Consider the following 19,839-nt stretch of genomic DNA (forward strand, 5'->3'; position numbering starts at 1 on the left):
CGTCCCCGAAAAGTTCTTAAGAAATACGCCCATAGCGTTGCCAGCGTGTTCATGACGCCGCATGACCCAAATGGGTCCATTTGGGGGTCTCCACCCTGCAACACGGATCACGCGCCCGCCGGCTGGTCCTGTCAGATCCCCGCTTGGCCTAATCAGAAATTTAGGTATCTTATCCTTTTGATCGGGCCCTGTGAATTCCGGCCAGAAAAATTCCTGTATTCTCTTTGATCCGCCGGACCCTATGCCCCCGACCACAGACCGTCTCCTCGCCGCCGTCGAAGCCATCTACGATGCGGCTCCCAACCCGTCACTGTGGCCGGATGCCCTCGGCAAAGTGGCAAGCTGTTTCGATGACGCCGGCGCGCTCCTCCAATGGCAACGGGAGGACGGGACGTTCGGAGTGATCGTCTCCGAAAGCCTCACAGTGGCGGCCCGCGAGTATGAGGCGCGGTGGGCGCAGCACGATTTCAAGGGCGAGCGGGCGGTACGAGCGGGCCTCTACTTCGGAGGCGAGCCCGTCACGGATCGGCACGTTGGACCGGTCGACGATGCTTACCTCAATCATCCCTTCTACAAGGAATTCCTCGTCAAACACGGCTTGGGCTGGTTTGGCGGAGTGCCGGTGTCGCCGGATCCAGGGATCGGTGTGGTGCTCAGCGTGCACCGACATTACGCCCAGCCGCAATTTTCTGATGCTGACCTTGACGTTATCGGCTCGCTGGGACGCCACATCGAGAAATCCTTGCGGTTGTCGATCAGGCTGCTTGATACCGAGCTTGCCAATCTCGGCCTCGGCGACGCGCTCGCCCGGATCGGCATCGGCGTGTTTGCGCTGGACTGGTCGGCGCGCGTGCTGTTCGCCAATCCGGTCGGCGAGCGTCTTCTCGGCGAGGTGTTCGACCTCGCGAACGATCGTCTGCGTGTCCGTTTGGCGGCGAGCCGGGCTCTGTTCGAGACCGCCGTTTCGCAAACGCTTCGTGCCGAGGGGCGCGACCTGCTGGCCGAGCCGAGGCCCATTCTGGTCCAGTCGGCCGAAACGGGCGGGCGTTTTGTCATCTACGTGCTGCCGATCTCGGGGGGCGCAGCGTCAAAGGGCAATTTTCTGACCCGCACCCGGGCGATCGTGCTCGCGATCGAGCAGAAGTCGGCCGAGCCTCCCGACCCTGCGGTCGTGCGCGACATCTTGGGGTTGACGCTTGGCGAAGCCAAGGTGGCCGCCCTGGTGGGCTCGGGCGTTCCTCCGAAAATGGCTGCGGACCGGCTCGGAATTGCCGAGGACACGGCCCGTAACGTGCTGAAGCGGGTTTTTGAAAAGCTGGACATTTCGCGGCAAAGCGAGCTCGTGGCGCTGCTCGGACGGCTGATCTTGCGATGACCCCACCCTTGCGATCCAAACGTCACGTCCAGGATTTTTTGGCGCATCACCTGGTTTGTGACATCTAATTTCTTTGCTGCTTCGGTCATGGTGGGTCATTCGCCATCTTCGGATTTCACGACTCGCCAAATTTTGACGGCCAAACTTGACAGCAATCCGTAATTTCCATAACTCTGGATGTATGGAAAGCGAAGAAGCTGTCTTGGCGCTCGCCGCGCTGGCCCAATCGACGCGGCTGCAGGCGTTTCGTTTGCTCGTGGGCCACGAGCCCGATGGTCTCGCGGCCGGCGATCTTGCGCGGCTGTTGGAGGTGCCCCCAAATACCCTTTCGGCTCACCTCTCGATCTTGTCGCGGGCAGGTCTTGTGACCTCGGAGCGATTTAGCCGATCGATCGTCTATCGCGCCAATCTCGACGAGTTTCGTGACGTCGCTGTTTTCCTGCTGCGCGATTGCTGCGGCGGCCGGCCAGAAGTCTGCACGCCGGTGATGGAAAGCTTGCGGCCCTGTTGTCCTCCCAAGCGAAAGGAGAAAAGCCGTGCCTGAGCGCATCTACAACGTTCTGTTTCTCTGCACGGGCAATTCCGCACGCTCGATTCTCGCCGAATCGATCCTTCGCAAGGACGGCGCCGGCCGTTTTTGCTCTTTTTCGGCGGGCAGCACGCCCAAGGGTGCTGTTCACCCATTGGCCCTGCGCGTGTTGGAACGATTGAACTACCCGACCGACGGCATGCGCTCCAAGAGCTGGATCGAGTTTGCAAAGCCCGATGCGCCCGTCATGGATTTCATTTTCACTGTCTGCGACGACGCGGCCGGCGAGTCGTGTCCAATCTGGCCAGGTCAACCGACCACGGCCCATTGGGGCATTGAAGACCCGGCCGACGCGCAAGGTACGGAGCTTGAAAGGGAAGCGGCCTTCACCACCGCCTTTCGCTACCTCAAGAACCGCATCGGAACCTTCGTCAGCCTGCCGCTGGACAGCATAGAGGTCTTCAAGGCGCCGCCGCTGGACAACATGGACAAGCGCATCCTTGCGACCAAGTTGCGGGAGATCGGTGATCTTCCTGGAGCGACAGATCGGCGACCAAAGGCGAGCTGATGGACGCGTTCGATCTTTCGCGCCGTGTCGTGGCCGAGGCTCTGGGCACCGGCATTCTTGTTGCGACCGTTGTCGGGTCCGGCATCATGGCCGAGACCTTAACCAAGGACGTGGCTCTCGCGCTCCTTTGCAACACGCTGCCGACGGGGGCGATCCTCGTTGTGCTGATCACGGTTTTGGGGCCGATCTCTGGCGCCCACTTCAATCCGGCGGTTACACTTGTGTTCACGGGCCAACGCGAACTGCCGGTGAACGAGGCCGTTGCTTACATCATCGCCCAGATCGCTGGCGGCATCGCGGGCACTGTCGCTGCCCATCTGATGTTCGGCCTTCCCCTGATCGATTTCTCGATGAAGGTGCGCACCGGAGGCGCGCAATGGTTCGCGGAGGCGGTCGCCGCGTTCGGTCTGGTCGCCACGATTCTGGCGGGCGTCCGCTTCCAGCGCACGGCTGTCCCCTGGCTGGTCGGCCTCTACATCACGGCAGCCTATTGGTTCACCGCATCGACCTCGTTCGCCAACCCGGCCGTTGCCATCGCGCGCTCGCTGACCAACACATTTGCGGGAATCCGCCCCATTGATCTGCCCGGCTTCATTCTTGCCGAGCTCTGTGGTGCAGCTGCAGGAATGTTGCTGATGAGCTGGCTGCTCGGTCGGCCCGCGGTGCGCGGTCCCGTCCCGATCGCTGAGACCCGCACATGAGCATCACCATCTACCACAATCCGGATTGCGGCACCTCGCGCAATACCCTTGCGATGATCCGTCAGAGCGGCGTCGAGCCCACCGTCATCGAGTATCTCAAGACACCGCCGAGCCGCGAGAAACTCGTGGAATTGATCGCGGCCATGGGAATTTCGGTTCGCGCGCTGCTCCGCGAAAAGGGCACGCCCTACAAGGAGCTTGGCCTCGACGATCCCAAATGGACCGACGACGATCTGCTCGACGTCATGATGAAACACCCGATCCTCATCAACCGACCGATCGTCGTCACGTCGAAGGGCGTCAAGCTGTGTCGCCCATCGGAAGCCGTGCTCGCGATCCTGCCCAATTCGAACATCGGACGGTTCGTGAAGGAAGATGGTGAGGTCATAGAGGGCCTTAAGCCCTGAAGAGACTGTTGAAGCGTTCTTCGTATCGGACTATATTTCGAACATTCTAGAAATACCGTTGACAAGCGCCGTGAACAGTCGCAGTGTATGGGCCATGAAGATCGACGACGCAGCAGCACGCCTGGAAGCGCTGGGTAACCGGACCCGGCTCCAGATCTATCGTGCCCTGGTTCGGGCAGGACACTCCGGCATGCCGGTCGGTCGCTTGCAGGACAAGCTGAAAATCCCGGCGTCGACGCTATCTCACCACATCAAGTCTTTGGTCGCGGTCGGGCTCGTCAGCCAGGTCCGCGAATCCACGACGCTTGTTTGCCATGCGAACTACGATGCGATGCAGGGTCTGGTCGATTTTCTGGTGGCGGAGTGCTGCGCGGACGAAGCCGCGTGCGGAAGTGCTCAATCGGCGGCCTGATTTTTTTGGGCCAGCTTATTCGATGATTCTAGAATGATGGGAGTAGCGAGATGAGCGACGGAAAGACGGTAGCGATCATCGGGGCAGGGCCTGTCGGCCTCGCAGCAGCGGCGCACGTGCTCGAACGCGGAATGTCGCCCATCGTGCTGGAGGCCGGGCCAGAGGCCGGACACGCGATCCGCCATTGGCAGCACGTCCAGCTCTTCTCGCCGTGGGAATACAATGTCGACAAGGCCGCCGCGCGGCTGCTCGCGCCGACCGGCTGGAATTCGCCAGACCCTCAGGCCTATCCGACCGGTGGTGAATTGCTCGAGGGATACCTCAAGCCGCTTGCGACAAGAACGCAATTGCGCGACGTGATCCGCACCTCCAGCCGCGTCTCGGCCATCAGCCGTGTCGGCTTCGACAAGGCGAAGACCAAGGGCAGGGGCCAGGCGCGTTTCGAAATCCGCTATCAGAACGGCAAGGGTCCCGAAGTCCTGCGCGCGGATGCGGTTATCGATACGTCCGGCACATGGTTCTCCCCCAATCCGGCCGGCCGCAACGGCTTGCCGGCGATCGGCGAGCCTGAATGCGCCGACCACATCGCCTACGGCATGCCGGATGTACGGGGATCGGGCCGTTCCAGATATGCCGGGAAGACCGTTGCCGTCCTCGGTGCCGGTCATTCTGCGGTCGGCACGCTGATTGATCTCGTGCATCTCGCCGACGAGGTGCCGGGTACGCAAGCCATCTGGCTCTTGCGCGGCGTCGATCCCGCGAAGGCCTTCGGTGGCGGCCGGAATGACAAGCTTGCCGCGCGCGGCGAGCTGGGCAGCGCCTTTGCCGCTCTGGTTGCCTCCGGGAAAATCAAGATCGAGGCCGAATTCGGTGTCACGCGTCTTTTGGAATCCGAAGGTCGCATCAAGATCGCTGCCGATGTCTGTTGCGGCGCGCGAAGCGTGATTGCGGACGAATTGATCGTCTCGACGGGCTTCCGTCCCGACTTTTCGTTCCTGTCCGAGCTGCGTCTGCGGCTCGACCCGGCCATCGAGGCGCCGGTCGCGCTGGCGCCGCTGATCGATCCCAACGAACACAGCTGCGGGACGGTGCGTCCGCACGGCGCGCGCGAGCTCTCGCATGATGAGCCGGGCTTCTACATCGCCGGCATGAAGTCGTACGGTCGTGCCCCGACCTTCCTCATGGTGACGGGCTATGAGCAGGTCCGATCGATTGCCGCCGATATCGCCGGCGACAGGGCGGCCGCGGAGAAGGTCGAGCTTGTGCTCCCGGAGACCGGCGTGTGTACGCGCGGTGGCGTCGAGTCAGGCGAGGCCGCAGGATGCTGCGGCGGCCCGGCGAAGGAAGAGGCGACGGCGTGCTGTGCCGCAGACGAAACAGCCAAGAGGGCTGGCGCTGCGGGTTGCGGATGTTCATGACTCAGGTTCCTCCGGGCCGGGCCTCTGGCTCACTCGCTGTCGTCATCGGGCTCGGCACCACGCAAACGATTGCGTGGGCGTCGAGCTACTATCTTCCGGCTGTCCTCGCCGCACCGATCGCGCGAGATCTCGGCCTTGCGCCGACTTACGTGTTCGCGGCCTTGTCGGGAGCACTCGTTCTGTCCGGATTACTCGGCCCGCGTGTCGGTCATGCGATCGACAGGTTTGGCGGGCGTAGCCTGCTCGCGAGTTCGAATGCGGTCTTTGCCGCTGGGCTGTTGCTGCTGTCCATGGCCCACGGGGCGGCGTTGCTGATCACTGCTTGGATGATGCTCGGGATCGGCATGGGCCTGGGCCTTTACGAGGCGGCGTTCGCGACGCTGACCCGCATCTACGGCACACGCGCTCGAAAGGCGATCACCGGCATCACCTTGATTGCCGGCTTTGCCAGCACCGTCGGCTGGCCGCTCACGACCTGGTTGGCGGCCGAGTATGGCTGGCGTGAGGCCTGCCAGATTTGGGCGGTCATCCACGTCTGCCTTGCTCTGCCGCTCAATCTTTTGCTGCCGCGCGCCACGCCACTCGATCAGGTCTCTCACCCGATCTCCGCAGCGAGCCCACATCCCGAACGCCAGAGCGAGACCTTTGCGATGGGCGTGCTGGCCTACATGTTTGCGGCAGCCAGCTTCGTCAGTTCGGGTGTATCGGCCATTCTGCCGTCGATGCTGGTCGCATTTGGAGCGACGCCGGGGCAGGCTCTCCTCGCAGGAACACTCGTCGGCCCGGCTCAGGTCGGCGCCCGCCTCCTCGAAGCGGGCTTGCTCAACCGTTTCCATCCGCTGTTGTCGGCGCGACTCGCCATGCTGATGAATCCGATCGGTGTCGTCACACTGATCGCGGGCGGCTCACTCTTTGCGCCGGTTTTCGCCGTCCTCTATGGCGCCGGCAACGGTATCATCACGATCGCACGTGGCACGCTGCCGCTGGTGTTGTTTGGCCCGGTGGGCTTCGGGAAACGCGTGGGCATGATTTCGCTCCCGTCCCGGCTGACGGGTGCCGCCGCGCCGCTGGTGCTAGGGCTGATGGTGGAGCACATGGGGCGCAGTGCGCTGTGGATCAGCGCGCTCGCCTCGGTCTCGGCGTTCTTCGCGCTTCTGCTCCTTCGTGCAGGCCCGTCACCATCAACCCCTGTTCAAGTAGGAGAGCAACATTCGTAGCCTGAACGGTCGATCTCTCATTGCGGTGATGTGCATCGGGCAGGTCGGCAATTTGCTTCCGCATGTGACGTTATCTGCAAATCTCGCGCAGCACCTGATGCCGGCATGGGGGCTCTCCGCCGCCGAGGGCGGATTGATGGCGAGCGGTTACGCGTTCGGCTACATGCTCGCGGTGCCCTTGTTGACGACGTTGACCGACCGGATCGATGCACGGCTGGTGTTGCTCTGGGGTTCGATCGTCAGCGGGCTCGCGACCGCAGCGTTCGGTATCTTCGCGCAAGGCTTCTGGTCGGGTACGGCGATCTGGTCGCTTGCAGGGCTTGGATTTGCCGGCGCCTACATGCCGGGATTGAAAGCGCTTACGGACCGGCTCCCCGCCGGCGATACCTCACGGGCCGTCACGTTGTACACGTCGAGCTTTTCGGTCGGCGTCGGCCTCTCGTTCCTGGTGGCGCAGATCATCGCCGATCGCTGGGGGTGGCGGAGTGCTTTCATTGTGACCGGCTTCGGCCCCATTGCGATGGTCGTCGCGTGCCTTCTGATGCATGAGCAGCGACCCGCGCCGAAGGTAAGGCGCCTCCTCAATTTCGCGCCCGTCTTCTCCAACCGTGAGGCGCTCGGATACATCTTCGGCTACGGCGCGCATTGCTTCGAGCTGTACGGCATCCGCACCTGGCTGGTCGGCTTCTGGACGTTCGTCATCGCTCATCAGGGCGCACCTTCATGGCTGAGCCCTATCGTGATGAGCTTTTGCTTCGCGGTGATCTCGATGCCCGCCAGCATCCTCGGCAACGAGGCGGCGCTGAAGTTCGGCCGACATCGCGCGATCACGATAGTGATGATTGTGTCGGCCTGCGTCGCACTGATCATCGGCTTCAATGCGACGGCCCCGGCAGGGCTGCTCGCGTTGCTGCTGATCATCTATGGCCTGACCGTGCCGGCGGATTCAGGCGCGCTGACGGCAGGCATGTCGGCCGCCGCTGTGTCGGAGCATCGCGGCGCAACCCTTGCCCTGCATTCGACGATCGGCTTCGGCCTGTCGGCGCTCGGGGCCTGGGCAACCGGTGCGGCGCTCGACGCGGCCGGCGGCCCGCAGAGCGCGACCGGCTGGCTGCTGGTCTTCATCGTGCTCGCGGCTGGCATCGCGTTGGGTCCGCTCGCCCTGCTTTGGGCGCGAATGGGACAGCCTGAGAAGCAACCATCCTGAACACGAAGCCGTCTTAAGAATGCGATGGAACGCGACTTAGCACTCGTACATTCGCTAGGGCGGCGCGCGCTGGCGCGGGCTCAACTCCCGAGTTTGTCGGCGCTTTGATCCCTGGCTGATTTGCAAACGCTTCGCGCATCCAACGGGGCCAGCGCTCCGGATCCAGTTCTGAACTCGCAGGTGCAGCGGGCCCGAGGACCCCGGCGGGCGGCAGTGATTCATTGATCATGGCATTCCTCCTCAGACATGAAAAAACCCGCGGCGGATTTCTCCGCGCGGGTGTTGCGATTTCTCGATGATGCCACTCTGCCAGTGTTTTGCCCGACGTGTCAAAGCGGAAAAGTGCGGGGGAGCGGGGGATGTCTCGACCCTGCACGCGCCTGCTTTGGCGCGAAGTCAGAATTGCCAATCGCTTCAATGCCCCCGCTACTGTGCATGGGGTTGTTTTCGCGCTCTTGGCTTTGAGCGTGGTTAAACGCCCGCGCGTCAGCGCCGTCCGCGCGGCGCTTCGGCCTTGGCCGGCGCTTCGGTCTGTGGCCCGCAACTCGCGGCGGCAAGCGAGCTTTGTGCCTGCGGCATCAGGCCGGGCTCGGCGGCCAGCGCCTTCATCACGATCAGGCCGGTGGTGCTTGGGGAATCGATGATCAAGCGGTCGGCCGCGGTGATCTCTTCGTCCTCGGGCAGGGCGTCGTGCTGCGCTTCCGTCATCAGGTCGAGCTCGATCACCTTCTTGCCGGCCGAACGGTCATTGATGGCGTAATAGGCGATCTCGTTGCGGGTGTAGAACGACACCGACGTGTAGGCCTGGCTGACCGGCACGGTGAGCTTGATCGGCCCGCCCGACAGATCGTAGCGGCAGATCGCCAGCGCAAAGGCCGGGTCCATGAACGGCATCGGCGAGGTGTTGGGATCGGCCAGCGGAAGCTGCGTGACGCTGTTGAGCTTGGTCATCGGCGTCAGCCGCGAATAGGCGTCCTGGGTCGCGATCCGCGGCAGGGCCAGCACGCTGACGAGATGGACCACGAGGCCCAGCACCACGCCGGCAACAATCGTGAACAGCAGCCGGATCATGAGCAGCCCACCGTCGCAATCGTCGGCATCGGCGCATCGCGCTGGGTGCGCGTCGCAACCCCGACCGGCGTGTCGTAGAGGCGGAACATCAGCGCGTAGCGCTCGATGCCACCGGTCGGGAGCCAGTTGCCGGCGCGCGAGCGCGCGGCGATATGGATCTCGAACGAGCCGTCGGACTGGCGGATGATCTCCTGGCTGGTGAAGCCGTAGCGCTGCAGCGAGTTGGCGACCAGATGACCCTTGCGATCGTACAGCGTCAGCGTCCAGAACCGCGCCGGCGGCGTCACGCCGGAGACGACGACGTCGCAGCGGCCGTCGAGTGCCTTCTTCTTGTCGTCGGCGGTCGCGGTGAAGGCGACGCCGTCGCCGGTGCCGATCGGCAGCTCGCCGTTGCGCACGATGGTGGCGCGCGAATAGGGATCGACGTCGGCGGTGCCGGTGCGGGGGCGGGCGGTCCAGGCGCCGATGGTCAGCGCGCCGATCTCGGTGCCGCGCGTTGTCGTCATCCAGGTCGCACCCAGGCCGACCACGGTCGCGAGCAGAAGGGTCGTCAATGTGATCAGGATCAGCCGCACGGGATCAGATCAGTTCTTGCGCGGGGTGGATGCGTTCGCGTTCTCCTCCGCCGCATAGTTCTGCGGGAAGGCGAGCGCGCTCGTCGACGACGCCGGCTTGGCCGGCTGGCTGTCGTTGGCCGTTGATTTGGTCGCGGTCTTGGCGGCGTCGTCGAGCAGTTTCTCGACGCGCACCAGGATGTCGGCGCCGCGCTTGGTCAGCACCGGCGGCGGACCGGGCTTGGTCTCCAGTACCTTCGGCGCTGCATTGGCTTGCGCGTTGGCGACGCGCTCAGGCGGCAGCTTCTGGCCCATGCCGATGCCGGGAATTTCGCGGACCTCGACGCCCTGATGCGCGGCGACCATGATGTCGTGCCAGGTCTGCGCCGGCAGCGAGCCGCCGGTCATGCGGTTGGTCGGCGAATAGTCGTCATTGCCGTACCAGACCGCGCAGGTGAAATTGCCGGTGTAGCCGACGAACCAGGCGTCGCGATACGCATTCGTCGTGCCGGTCTTGCCGGCGGTCGGAATGCCGTCGAGCGCGGCGCGGCGCGCGGTGCCTTCGCTGACGACGTGGCTCATCATGCCGGCCATGTCGGCGGCGATGTTGGGCGGAATGGCCTGCTTCGGCTTCGGGCCGTCGCGATCCCAGCGCCAGACCAGATCGCCGGCGCCGGTGCGCACCTCGAGCACCGAATGCGGCGTCACGGCCTTGCCGCGGTTCGGGAAGGTCGCATAGGCCACGGCGTGCTCGAGCACGGTGACTTCGTCCGAGCCGATCGGCAGCGACGGCGTATCGGGCAGGGGCGCCTTGAGCCCGAAGCGGCGCGCGACCTCGACGATCTTGGCGCGGCCGATCTTGGCCGGGTTCGGTGCCTTCGGCTGTTCCTTCTGGCCGATCGCGATCGACAGCTTGACGGGCACGACGTTGATCGAGCGCGTGATCGCCTGCGTCAGCGTCACCGCGCCGGAATAGGAATGGCCATAGTTCTGAGGACACCAATTGCCGATGCAGACCGGGCCGTCGACCACGATCGAGTTCGGCGTGAACCCGTTCAGCAGCGCCGTGGTGTAGACGTAGGGCTTGAACGACGAGCCGGGCTGGCGGTACGCGTCGGTGGCGCGGTTGAACTGGCTCGCACCATAATCGCGGCCGCCGACCATGGCGCGGATGCCGCCGTCGAGATCGGACACGACGGTCGCGGCCTGGGTCGCGTGATAGTCGCGGCCGAACTGGCGGAGCTGGTTCTCGATCGCGTCTTCGGCAGCCTTCTGCACGTTGGTGTCGATCGCGAGGCGCACGACGAAGACGCGCTCGGTGTACGACTTCGGGAAAGTGTCGACCAGCTTGCGCATCTCGTCGAAGGCGTAGTCGAGATAATAGTTCGGTGAGGCCTCGTCGCGGCGGTCGACCGCGAAGGCGGGGTTGCGGCGGGCGCCGAACACCTGGCCCTCGGTCATGAAGCCGGCATCGACGAGGTTGTCGAGCACGACGTTGGCGCGGGCACGCGCGGCGGGCAGGTTGATGTGGGGCGCGTATTTCGTCGGTGCCTTGAACAGGCCGGCGAGCATCGCCGCTTCCGCCAGCGTCACGTCACGCGCCGACTTGTTGAAATAGAAGTGGGCGGCGCCGTCCACGCCAAAAGTGCCGCCGCCCATATAGGCGCGGTCGAGATAGAGCTTGAGGATCTCGTTCTTGGTCAGGCGCCATTCCAGCCAGACCGCGAGGAAGGCCTCGTTGATCTTGCGCTCGATGGTGCGCTCGTTGCTCAGGAACAGGTTCTTGGCGAGCTGCTGCGTGATCGAGGAGCCGCCCTGGCGGACGCCGCCGGCCTGGGCGTTGGTGACGAGCGCGCGCGCGGTGCCGGCGATGTCGATGCCGAAATGCTCATAGAAGCGGCGGTCCTCGGTGGCCAGCGTCGCCTTGATCAGGACATCAGGAAAATCTTCCAGCGGGATCGAGTCGTTGTGCTTGATGCCGCGGCTGCCGATCGGATTGCCGTAGCGGTCGAGGAACGTCACCGCCAGATCGGACTTCTTCAACCAGTCCTCGTCCGCGGTCTCGCGGAAGGCGGGGATGGCGAGGATCAGCATCAGCACCATGCCGCCGAGGCCGATGGTTGCGGCCTCCGACAGCGGCTCGATGAACACCCAGCGCTTCCACCGCCCGACATAGAAGCGGTCCATGAAGGTCGAGTAGCGCTCGTAGAGCTCGCGGATGCCCTTGGCCGAGGAGAACAACGAGGAGTCGATGCGCGCATCGAGGTCCAGGAAGAAGTTCCTGATACGGCTCTTCCAGTTGGATGGTGTATTCTGGACCACCTAGAACCCTTGAGGCTCGCTTCGAAAGCGTTCAAGCACCCGGCCGGGGCGGCATCGAGACGTCTTGCGGGATTGTTGCGGCAAACCCAAGGCGCTCGTTTCGCGTCCGAGGGGACTTGCTGTTCTTCTAGCCGAGCGGGGCCTATAAACCAATGGTCAGGCTCGCAATTTTGAACAACAGGCCTAATTGAACCCCGGGTCATTACGGGCCTTGCGGGGGCATTGCTTGCAGCTTTCCGGCCGCGCGCCCTAGATGGCGCTGGCCGTACCTCTTGGGAATCGTATCAGTCGCATGACCGCAGCTCGCAAACGACCTTCCGACCAGGATGGATTCTTCTGGAAAACCAAGAAGATGGAGGACATGTCGACGGCCGAATGGGAGAGCCTGTGCGACGGCTGCGGCCGCTGCTGCCTGAGCAAGCTCGAAGACGAGGATACCGGCGAGATCTATTTCACCGACGTCAGCTGCAAGATGCTCGATTCCTGCACCGGCGGCTGCAAGGACTACGCGAATCGCTTCGACTTCGTCCCGGACTGCGTTGTCATGACTCCCGAGAAGGTCCGCACGCTGCCTTGGCTGCCGCCGAGCTGCGGCTACAGGCTCGTCGCCCAGGGCCGCGATCTCTATTGGTGGCACCCGCTGATCTCGGGCGATCCCAATACGGTGCACGAGGCCGGCGTCTCCGTGCGCGGCCGGGTCTCGGGCACCGAGGACGAGGTCCCGGATGACAAGCTCGAAAACTACCTGGTGCAATGGCCGGGGCAGATCCCGAAACGGGCACGCCTGAAGCGACGTCCCAAGGACTGATCACGGACTGATCCGTCCGCCATTTCAGATCAATTGTTCGGGATGACCGTGGTGCGGGATGCACCCATGCGCCGCGGTGCCTGCCCGAGAAGAACTTTGCTGTCTAGATTGGCTTCATAGAACGAATCCTTCGCGGTTTTGCGCCGCAGCAAGATGTCTGACAGCCCGAAATGAACCAGTTCGCACGGCAGAGCAGCCAGTCTGCCGACATCCAGACATTGCCCGATGAGATCGCCGAGGAACTGACCCGCCTTCCGGGCGAGGTCATCAGCGTCAGCGACGCCCCCTCGCTCGCACCGCCGGTACCGCTGTCGCAGGACGAGGTCCGTACCATCGTCCTCAGCCTGATGCTGACGATGTTCCTGGCAGCCCTCGACCAGACCATCGTCGCCACTGCGCTGCCGACCATCGGGCGCCAGTTCCATGATGTCTCGAACCTCTCCTGGGTCATCACCGCCTATCTGCTCGCCTCGACCGCGGTTGCGCCGGTGTTCGGGACGCTGAGCGACATCTACGGCCGCAAGGCCATGATCATCGTGTCGTTGAGCCTGTTCATTGCGGGCTCCGTGTTGTGTGCGATCGCGCCGAGCATGCCGATGCTGATTTTGGCGCGCGGTCTCCAGGGACTGGGTGGCGGCGGCATCATGCCTGTCGTGCAGACTGTGATCTCCGACGTCGTCTCGCCGCGTGAGCGTGGTCAGTACCAGGCTTATTTCTCCAGCGTCTGGATGGTCGGCGGCATTTTGGGCCCCGTCATCGGCGGCGTGTTCGCCGAGCATCTGCACTGGTCCATGATCTTCTGGATCAATCTGCCGCTGGCAGCCGCAGCCCTCGCATTGCTGCTGCCGAAGATGAAGAAGATCCCGGTGTTCCACCGCAAGCGCAAGGTCGATTGGCTCGGCGGCGTGCTGCTGATGGCCTCTGCCGTCGTCTTCATGCTGGTGCTGACCTGGGGCGGCACGCGCTATCCCTGGCTCTCGCCGACCGTGCTGTCGATGGTGGGCGGCGCCGTCGCGCTCGCGGTCACCTTCGTGTGGCACGCGCGCCGCGCCGACGAGCCGTTCCTGCCGCTGCCGCTGCTCTCGGGATCGGTCGCGCCGTTCGCGCTGACCGCCGGCGGCTGCGGGCTCGGCGCGATCACCGGCCTCACCGTGCAGCTGCCGCTCTATTACGAGTCGGTCTACCACCTCAGCGCCAGCGAAGCCGGGCTTGCGCTGATTCCGCTCGCGGCGGTCTCGACCTGTGGTGCGGCGATCGCCGGCCGCACCATGGCGCGCGCCAAGCACTACAAGCGCGTCGCCATCATCGGCACCTCCTGGGCTGCGATCTGCGCGCTCGGCCTCACCGTCACGACGCTGCCGCTGTGGGCTCTCTTGACCCTGATGGCCGCGTTTGCGCTTGGCCTCGGCACGACCTTCCCGGTCTGCGTGGTCTCGCTGCAGAATTCCGTGGCCCGCCCGCAGGTCGGCACCATCACCGGCGCGATGAACTTCTTCCGCTCGCTGATGTCCTCGTTCACGGTCGCAGCGTTCGCGGCCATCCTGCTGATCGCGCTCGGCGCCGACATTCCGCTGGCCGGCGAGCATCACGCCGCAGGCGCCATCCCTGCGATCCCCACTGAAGACATGCGGCACGCCTTCCGTTACGTCTTTGCGGCTGCGACCGCGCTGATGACCACCGCCGCGCTCTGCCTGGTCATGATGGAGGAGCGGCCGCTGGCCGGTCCCTCGACGGCGCAACCCGTCGAGATGGCGGAGTAGGGCGCTCTATCCGCCACGGTCAGGGTCGTCGTCAGACGTCGGTCGTGCTCTGGCCGCAAGATGGCTCTTGAGCCGCGTCAGCGCGTCAGCTGACCAATCACTGACATCGGTGACCGCGACCCAGGCATCGACATAATGCTCGGGCGCGTAGACATGGCCAAAGCCCATTGGCGTATTGGTCGCGACCGCCATGTCGAGGGCGAGCTGCAGCATGGTGACGATGGGATACCATCGCAGCTCCGGGGACACGTCGGGCCCGCGCGGCGCGTTCATCCAGGCCGGGGCCTGATAGGCGTCGCGGTAGGCGAAGAACGTGATCGCGTCGCTGGCATATTGCAGATAGACGACACGCATAGGTCCCCAGGGCGCATCTGCGGGCACTGTCGGCCCGTTCTGGTTCATGAAGCGCACGAAGCGGCCGTCGCGGAATTCCGGCAGCCACGTCGGCGAGCCCGGATTGCGGTTGTCGGTGATCGAGCGCCAGATGCGGCTCTCGAACGGCGGACCGCTCCACAGCGCTCCCGCGATGGGATCGCCGATCATCTCGAACAGTTCTGCTGACTTTTCCGAGTTCATGGCGCCGAGGCTGAGCCCATGCAGGTATAGCTTCGGCCGCTTGTCCTTCGGCAGCGTCGTCCAGTAGCCATAGATTTCGGCGAACAGGGCACGCGCGGCTTCTGCGCCGTATTCGGGCTGAAACAGCAGCGACAGCGGACTGTTGAGATAGGAATACTGCATCGCGACGCTGGCGACGTCGCCATGATGGAGATATTCGACCGTATCCATCGCGGCCGGATCGATCCAGCCCGTGCCGGTCGGCGTGATGACGATCAGGATTTTGCGCTCGAAACCGTGCTGGCGCTTGAGCTCGTCGAGCGCAAGCCTGGCGCGCGCCTGCGCCGTGTCGCGGGCAGCGAGGCCCACATAGACGCGCACGGGCTCTTGCGCGGGCCGTTCCGTGACGGCGCTGATCTCGGCTGCGGTCGGGCCGGAGGCAATGAACCGCCGCCCCATGCGCCCGAGTTCCGTCCACTTCACCAGGGAAGCCGCGCTTCCTGTCTTGTCGGCGGCGGTCGGTTGCGGGCGCTCGGGTTCGAACAGAACGTCGAGCTCGCGGAACGAGGAATCGAGTGCGTTGAACGCCGTGCGGATCAAGATATTGCTGGCGATTGACCAGAACAGCAGGCCGGCGACCAGGACGCCGATGACGTTGGCGACCTTGCGCGGAATGACGCGCCGCGTGCCCGCAGCAAGGAGGCGCGCGACAAACGCAAACAGCCGCCCCAGCACCAGCAGCACCGCGAACGTGATCAGCGCGATGGCGCAGACCTTGAGCGGATGTGCAGTCTCGACCGGCGCCATCTTCATGACACTGCGGATCGCGTTCTGCCATGCGGTCGTGCGCCAGAGAGCTGCGATGACGACGAGCAGGCAGCCGACGGCGACCAGCGCATTCGCAACAGATCTTGCGCGCGCCGACGGCTCGGGCAGTTCGAGATAGTGCCACAGCCGGCGCCACAGCTCGCCCGCGAGATAGCCGATCGCAAAGCAGCCGCCGGCCAGCGCCCCCTGCGTGAGATAGCTGCGCGGGATCAGCGTCGGCGTCAGCGCGGCCGCGAAGAACAGCGCGCCCAGCATGAGGCCGACGCCGGACAGCGAAAGCAATTGCCGCCGAATGAACCGTGCGAGACCAGTCAAGCCATCCCCCGAACGATGCTATCCCTTGTTGTCCGCAAGGCCGCTCTTCCGCGGCAGCAGAATCGTGAATTCCGTGAACTGACCCGGCTCCGTTGCGACGTCGATCGTGCCGCCATGTTGCTTCACCACGATGTCGTGGCTCATCGACAGTCCGAGGCCGGTGCCTTCGCCGGCCGGCTTGGTGGTGAAGAACGGATTGAACATCCTTGCCTTCACGTCATCGGGAATGCCGGTGCCGTTGTCGCGGATGCGGATCTCGATATTGTCGCCGCGGTCGCGGGTCGTGGCGGTCACGACCGGCTCGAAAGTGCCGGCGCCGCTTTCCGCCTGGCGCTTTGCCACCGCATAAAACCCGTTCGAGATCAGGTTCAGCAGCACCCGCGAGATCTCCTGCGGAAACAAATTTGCGAACCCCGCCGCCGGATCGAGCTCGCGCTTCAGTGTCACGTCGAACTGCGGCTTCTCGGCACGCGCGCCATGGTAGGCGAGGTTGAGGGTCTCCTCGACCAGCGCATTGACGTCGCTCAAGCCGTACTCGCCGCCGCCTTCGCGCGAATGCAGCAGCATGTTCTTGACGATGGAATCGGCGCGCTTGCCGTGCTGCACGACCTTTTGCAGATTGTCCTTCAGCATCCCCGTCAGCTCGTCGACCTCGCTACGGACTTCGTTGCAGAGCGAAGCGGGCGCCAGCACCTCGCTCAGCTCGTCCGTCAGCTCGGCCGAGAGCGCGGCGAAATTGTTGACGAAGTTGAGCGGGTTCTTGATTTCGTGGGCGATGCCGGCGGTGAGCTGGCCGAGCGAGGCGAGCTTCTCGGTCTGGATCAGCCGGTCCTGCGCTGCGCGCAAATCGTCGAGCGATCTGGCGAGCTCGATGGTGCGGGTCTGAACCTGAGTGAACAGGCTGACATTCTTGACCGCGATCACGGCCTGGTCGGCAAAGGTTTGCAGCAGCCGCACATGATGCTCGGCGAACGCGCCGGTCGTCCGCCGCGTGGCGATGATGACGCCTTTGGCCTCGCCCTCGCTCATCAAAGGCGTGAACAGCATGCTGCGAAAGCCACGCGCGCGGGCGATGTCACGCGCCGCGGGCTCAAGCTCGGTGTCGGGCAACTGCGCCGATTGACCATTGACGACGAGCTGGTAGGCCGGGAACTGGGCGAACGGCACCGGAAACGATGCCTGCAGCACGCGGTCGCCGGCGGGATCGCCCGGCGTGAAGGCTGCAAGATGCGCCGCGCCGTCGATATAGCGCAGCACGGCGGTGGAGAAGCCGCCGATCAGCCGGTTGGCATTGGCGGCGATGGCGTCGAACACCGGCTGCACGTCGGAGGGCGAAGCCGCCATCACTCTCAAAATGTCGGCCGTGGCGGTCTGGCGCTCCAGCGTCTCGCGCGTCTCGTTGAACAGCCGTGCGTTATCGATCGCGATCACCGCCTGGTCGGCAAAAGTCTGGAGCAGCTCCACGAGCTCGGGCGCAAACGCGCCGGTCTCGGTGCGCGTGACGCTGATCATGCCGACCGCCGTGCCGCGATTCATCAGCGGCATGAACAGCACGCTGCGAAAGCCGCGCAGCCGCGCGAGATCGCGGTTCAGTTCCGGAACGTCACTGGCTTCGCAGTCGGGAAACTGGATCGTCTCGCCACCGCGAACCAGCGCAAAGGTCGGAAAATCCTCGATCCGCCGCGGGAACGACGCCTTCAGCCCTTCGTCCCCTTCCGGGCTGGTCGGCGTAAACGCCACGAGGTGCAGCTCATCGCCGATGAACTGGAGCACGGTGGCGGAGAAGCCGCCGAGCAGGCGTTTTGAGCTGGACGCGATCGCCGCGAAGACGGGCCGGGCATCGGAGGGAGAGGCGGCGATGGTGCGCAAGATCCCGGCGCTGGCATTTTGCCGATCGCGCAGCCGCTCGTTCTCGGCCGCGGCGGACTGCAATTGCCGTTTCAGCTCGTCGATCCCGGCAGCATCGTTGGAAAGGGTCGTCATTCGCATTCCGGCTGCATGCCGCGTCAGTCGCGGCACCGTGCCGGATTATCACATCTCCTGCGGCCGGAGCCAGCACCCGCGGCGCTGCTTCTGCCTCACGTGCCCGGCCGCGACACTTCGGTCTCCTTGCTGGTGATGAACTCCAGCAGCACAGGGATGCCTTCCTTCGTCTTCTGGATGCCGCGCTTGATCGCGGGGATGATGTCCTCCGGTTTGGTCACCCGTTCGCCATAGCCGCCAAAGGCGCGCGCCATCGCGGCATAGTCGCCGGAAATGTCGGTCGAGCGATATTTCTCGGTCGAAATCGGCATCACCTTCAACTCGATCGCCATCGAGAAATTGTTGAGCAGGATCGACATGATCGGAATCCGCTCGCGCACCGCGGTCTCGAAATCCATGCCCGTGAAACCGATCGCCGCATCGCCCCAGACATTGATGCAGAGCCTGTCAGGCTTGGCGAGCTTGGCACCCATGGCGAGACCAAGGCCGTAGCCTAGCTGCGTCGTCTTGCCCCAGCCGAGATAGGAGAGGGGCGTTACCGCCTTCCAGAACGGCGAGAGCTGGTCGCGCGGGCTGCCGGCATCATGGGTGATGATGGTGTTGTCGATGTCGACGGTGTGTTGCAGGTCCCACAGCACGCGATAGGGGCTGAGCGGCGCGTCGTTGCTGGTGAGCTTTGGCATCCATTTGGCCAGCCACTCCTTGTGTGAGGCCGCGATCTCGGCCGTGACGGCCGAGGCATCGCGATCGGCGGTGACGGTCTTGTTGATCTCCTCCAGCAGCGCGTCGAGCACGAGCCCGGCGTCGCCGACGAGGCCGATCCTGGCTTCCACATCCTTGTTGAGATGGTTCGGATCGAGCGTCGAATGGATGATGGTCTTGCCCTTCGGCATCGCGATGCCGAAGCTGGTCTCGGTGAAGGAGCAGCCGATGCCGAAGATGACGTCGGCCTCGGCAAGGAATTTTGGCACCGCGCGCGGCACCGCGAGGCCGCCGGAGCCGAGCGAGAGCGGATGCGTCTCGGGGAATGAGGATTTGCCGCCAAGGCTGGTGGTGACGGGAATGGCGAGCCGCTCCGCAAGCCGCTTCAATTGCGGCCACGCCTGCGCGTAATGCACGCCCTGGCCGGCATAGATCACGGGACGGCTGGCGTTGACGAGCAGGGCGGCCGCTTCCTTCACGTGAACAGGGTCGGCGCCATAGCGGGTGCGCAGCACCGGCGTGTAGTTCAGCGGTTCCGGCACCTCCTCGTTCCACATATCGGCGGGTATCTCGACAATCACCGGCCCGCCGCGCCCGTTCTTCAGCTTGGTGAAGGCGCGCCGGAAAATATTGGCGACCTCAGCCGCCAGGATGATCGGCTCGGACGATTTCGAAAACGGCTTCATCGCTTCGCTGGAATTGAAGTTCGGCTCGATATGCGCAAGCCTGCGCTGATAGCCCATCGGCAGCACCAGCACGGGGACGGATTCGCCAAAGCATTGTGCGACGCCGCCCATGGCGTTCTCCGCCCCGGGCCCATGTTGCATGCAGAACGCGCCGATCGTGCGTCCCGATGTGACCCTTGAGATCGCATCCGCCATGTGCACGCCGACGCGCTCCTGGCGCACCATCACGGGGCGGATATCGGCCTTGGCCGCGTGCTCGATCAGATGATTGACGGGATAGCCGCAGAGGATCTCGATCCCCTCGCGCCGCATGATTTCCGCAATGGCGGTGCCGAGCTTCATGGCGTCTCTCTCCCTGAGGCAGGCCGGTTGGTCCGGCCTATTAGGGAGAGAGGATCAGGAAACGGCGGGAGGGTAAAGC

17 protein-coding genes are annotated in these 19,839 nt (G+C 64.3%); 11 read left to right on the plus strand and 6 right to left on the minus strand.

Annotated features, from left to right (window positions below):
• Window positions 1-190: 190 nt before the first annotated feature.
• The 9 genes from ACLFLU_RS14800 to ACLFLU_RS14840 all read left to right on the plus strand — a co-directional run bounded on the left by ACLFLU_RS14800 (window position 191) and on the right by ACLFLU_RS14840 (window position 7,834).
• A complete protein-coding gene (locus ACLFLU_RS14800; protein ID WP_426412907.1) occupies window positions 191-1,375 on the plus strand; it encodes a helix-turn-helix transcriptional regulator in 1,185 nt (394 codons plus the stop codon).
• Between the two features lie 181 nt (window positions 1,376-1,556).
• Window positions 1,557-1,919, plus strand: a complete 363-nt coding sequence (locus tag ACLFLU_RS14805) for an ArsR/SmtB family transcription factor (RefSeq protein WP_426412908.1) — start codon at window positions 1,557-1,559, stop codon at window positions 1,917-1,919.
• Window positions 1,912-2,472 (plus strand): arsenate reductase ArsC, encoded by a 561-nt coding sequence (locus ACLFLU_RS14810; protein WP_426412909.1) that lies wholly within the window; start codon window positions 1,912-1,914, stop codon window positions 2,470-2,472. Before ACLFLU_RS14805 ends, ACLFLU_RS14810 begins: the two co-directional genes overlap by 8 nt.
• Entirely contained in the window at window positions 2,472-3,173 is a 702-nt protein-coding gene (locus ACLFLU_RS14815; protein WP_426412910.1) for an aquaporin, read from the plus strand. Before ACLFLU_RS14810 ends, ACLFLU_RS14815 begins: the two co-directional genes overlap by 1 nt.
• A complete protein-coding gene (arsC, locus tag ACLFLU_RS14820; protein ID WP_426412911.1) occupies window positions 3,170-3,580 on the plus strand; it encodes an arsenate reductase (glutaredoxin) in 411 nt (136 codons plus the stop codon). The genes ACLFLU_RS14815 and arsC overlap by 4 nt, the downstream gene beginning before the upstream one ends.
• A 94-nt stretch (window positions 3,581-3,674) precedes the next feature.
• Window positions 3,675-3,992 (plus strand): ArsR/SmtB family transcription factor, encoded by a 318-nt coding sequence (locus tag ACLFLU_RS14825; RefSeq protein ID WP_426412912.1) that lies wholly within the window; start codon window positions 3,675-3,677, stop codon window positions 3,990-3,992.
• A gap of 50 nt (window positions 3,993-4,042) precedes the next feature.
• Window positions 4,043-5,410, plus strand: a complete 1,368-nt coding sequence (locus ACLFLU_RS14830) for an NAD(P)-binding domain-containing protein (RefSeq protein ID WP_426412913.1) — start codon at window positions 4,043-4,045, stop codon at window positions 5,408-5,410.
• Window positions 5,401-6,627, plus strand: coding sequence for an MFS transporter (locus ACLFLU_RS14835; RefSeq protein WP_426413994.1), 1,227 nt, complete (start codon window positions 5,401-5,403; stop codon window positions 6,625-6,627). The genes ACLFLU_RS14830 and ACLFLU_RS14835 overlap by 10 nt, the downstream gene beginning before the upstream one ends.
• 28 nt (window positions 6,628-6,655) lie before the next feature.
• Window positions 6,656-7,834, plus strand: a complete 1,179-nt coding sequence (locus ACLFLU_RS14840) for an MFS transporter (RefSeq protein WP_426412914.1) — start codon at window positions 6,656-6,658, stop codon at window positions 7,832-7,834.
• 486 nt (window positions 7,835-8,320) lie between these two features.
• Here ACLFLU_RS14840 and ACLFLU_RS14845 read toward each other — a convergent pair whose 3' ends face one another.
• From ACLFLU_RS14845 to ACLFLU_RS14855, 3 genes are read right to left on the minus strand one after another with little or no spacing between them, the layout of a single operon-like run.
• On the minus strand, window positions 8,321-8,905 hold the full coding sequence (locus tag ACLFLU_RS14845; RefSeq protein WP_426412915.1) for a DUF1254 domain-containing protein: 585 nt from the start codon (window positions 8,903-8,905) through the stop codon (window positions 8,321-8,323).
• On the minus strand, window positions 8,902-9,480 hold the full coding sequence (locus ACLFLU_RS14850) for a DUF1214 domain-containing protein (RefSeq protein ID WP_426412916.1): 579 nt from the start codon (window positions 9,478-9,480) through the stop codon (window positions 8,902-8,904). The genes ACLFLU_RS14845 and ACLFLU_RS14850 overlap by 4 nt, the downstream gene beginning before the upstream one ends.
• Before the next feature lie 9 nt (window positions 9,481-9,489).
• The gene (locus tag ACLFLU_RS14855; protein ID WP_426412917.1) at window positions 9,490-11,781 is read right to left on the minus strand and encodes a transglycosylase domain-containing protein; all 2,292 of its coding nucleotides are present in this window, start codon (window positions 11,779-11,781) and stop codon (window positions 9,490-9,492) included.
• A 292-nt stretch (window positions 11,782-12,073) separates the two neighbouring features.
• On the opposite strand from ACLFLU_RS14855, the gene ACLFLU_RS14860 reads away from it, so the two are divergent.
• Together ACLFLU_RS14860 and ACLFLU_RS14865 are read left to right on the plus strand one after the other, a co-directional pair.
• Window positions 12,074-12,589, plus strand: coding sequence for a YcgN family cysteine cluster protein (locus ACLFLU_RS14860; RefSeq protein ID WP_426412918.1), 516 nt, complete (start codon window positions 12,074-12,076; stop codon window positions 12,587-12,589).
• Window positions 12,590-12,759: 170 nt separating this feature from the next.
• Complete coding sequence (locus tag ACLFLU_RS14865) at window positions 12,760-14,349, plus strand: MDR family MFS transporter (protein WP_426412919.1); 1,590 nt, start codon at window positions 12,760-12,762, stop codon at window positions 14,347-14,349.
• Window positions 14,350-14,355: 6 nt separating this feature from the next.
• On the opposite strand, the gene ACLFLU_RS14870 is transcribed toward ACLFLU_RS14865, so the two are convergent.
• From ACLFLU_RS14870 to ACLFLU_RS14880, 3 genes are all read right to left on the minus strand, one after another.
• Window positions 14,356-15,987 (minus strand): alpha/beta hydrolase, encoded by a 1,632-nt coding sequence (locus ACLFLU_RS14870; RefSeq protein ID WP_426413995.1) that lies wholly within the window; start codon window positions 15,985-15,987, stop codon window positions 14,356-14,358.
• 78 nt (window positions 15,988-16,065) lie between these two features.
• Entirely contained in the window at window positions 16,066-18,030 is a 1,965-nt protein-coding gene (locus ACLFLU_RS14875) for a GAF domain-containing protein (protein WP_426412920.1), read from the minus strand.
• 95 nt (window positions 18,031-18,125) lie between these two features.
• A complete protein-coding gene (locus tag ACLFLU_RS14880) occupies window positions 18,126-19,760 on the minus strand; it encodes a thiamine pyrophosphate-requiring protein (RefSeq protein ID WP_426412921.1) in 1,635 nt (544 codons plus the stop codon).
• Window positions 19,761-19,839 lie beyond the last annotated feature (79 nt).

Origin of the sequence: Bradyrhizobium ganzhouense, from assembly GCF_049949285.1 — a bacterium.
In the GTDB taxonomy this organism is placed as follows: domain Bacteria; phylum Pseudomonadota; class Alphaproteobacteria; order Rhizobiales; family Xanthobacteraceae; genus Bradyrhizobium; species Bradyrhizobium ganzhouense.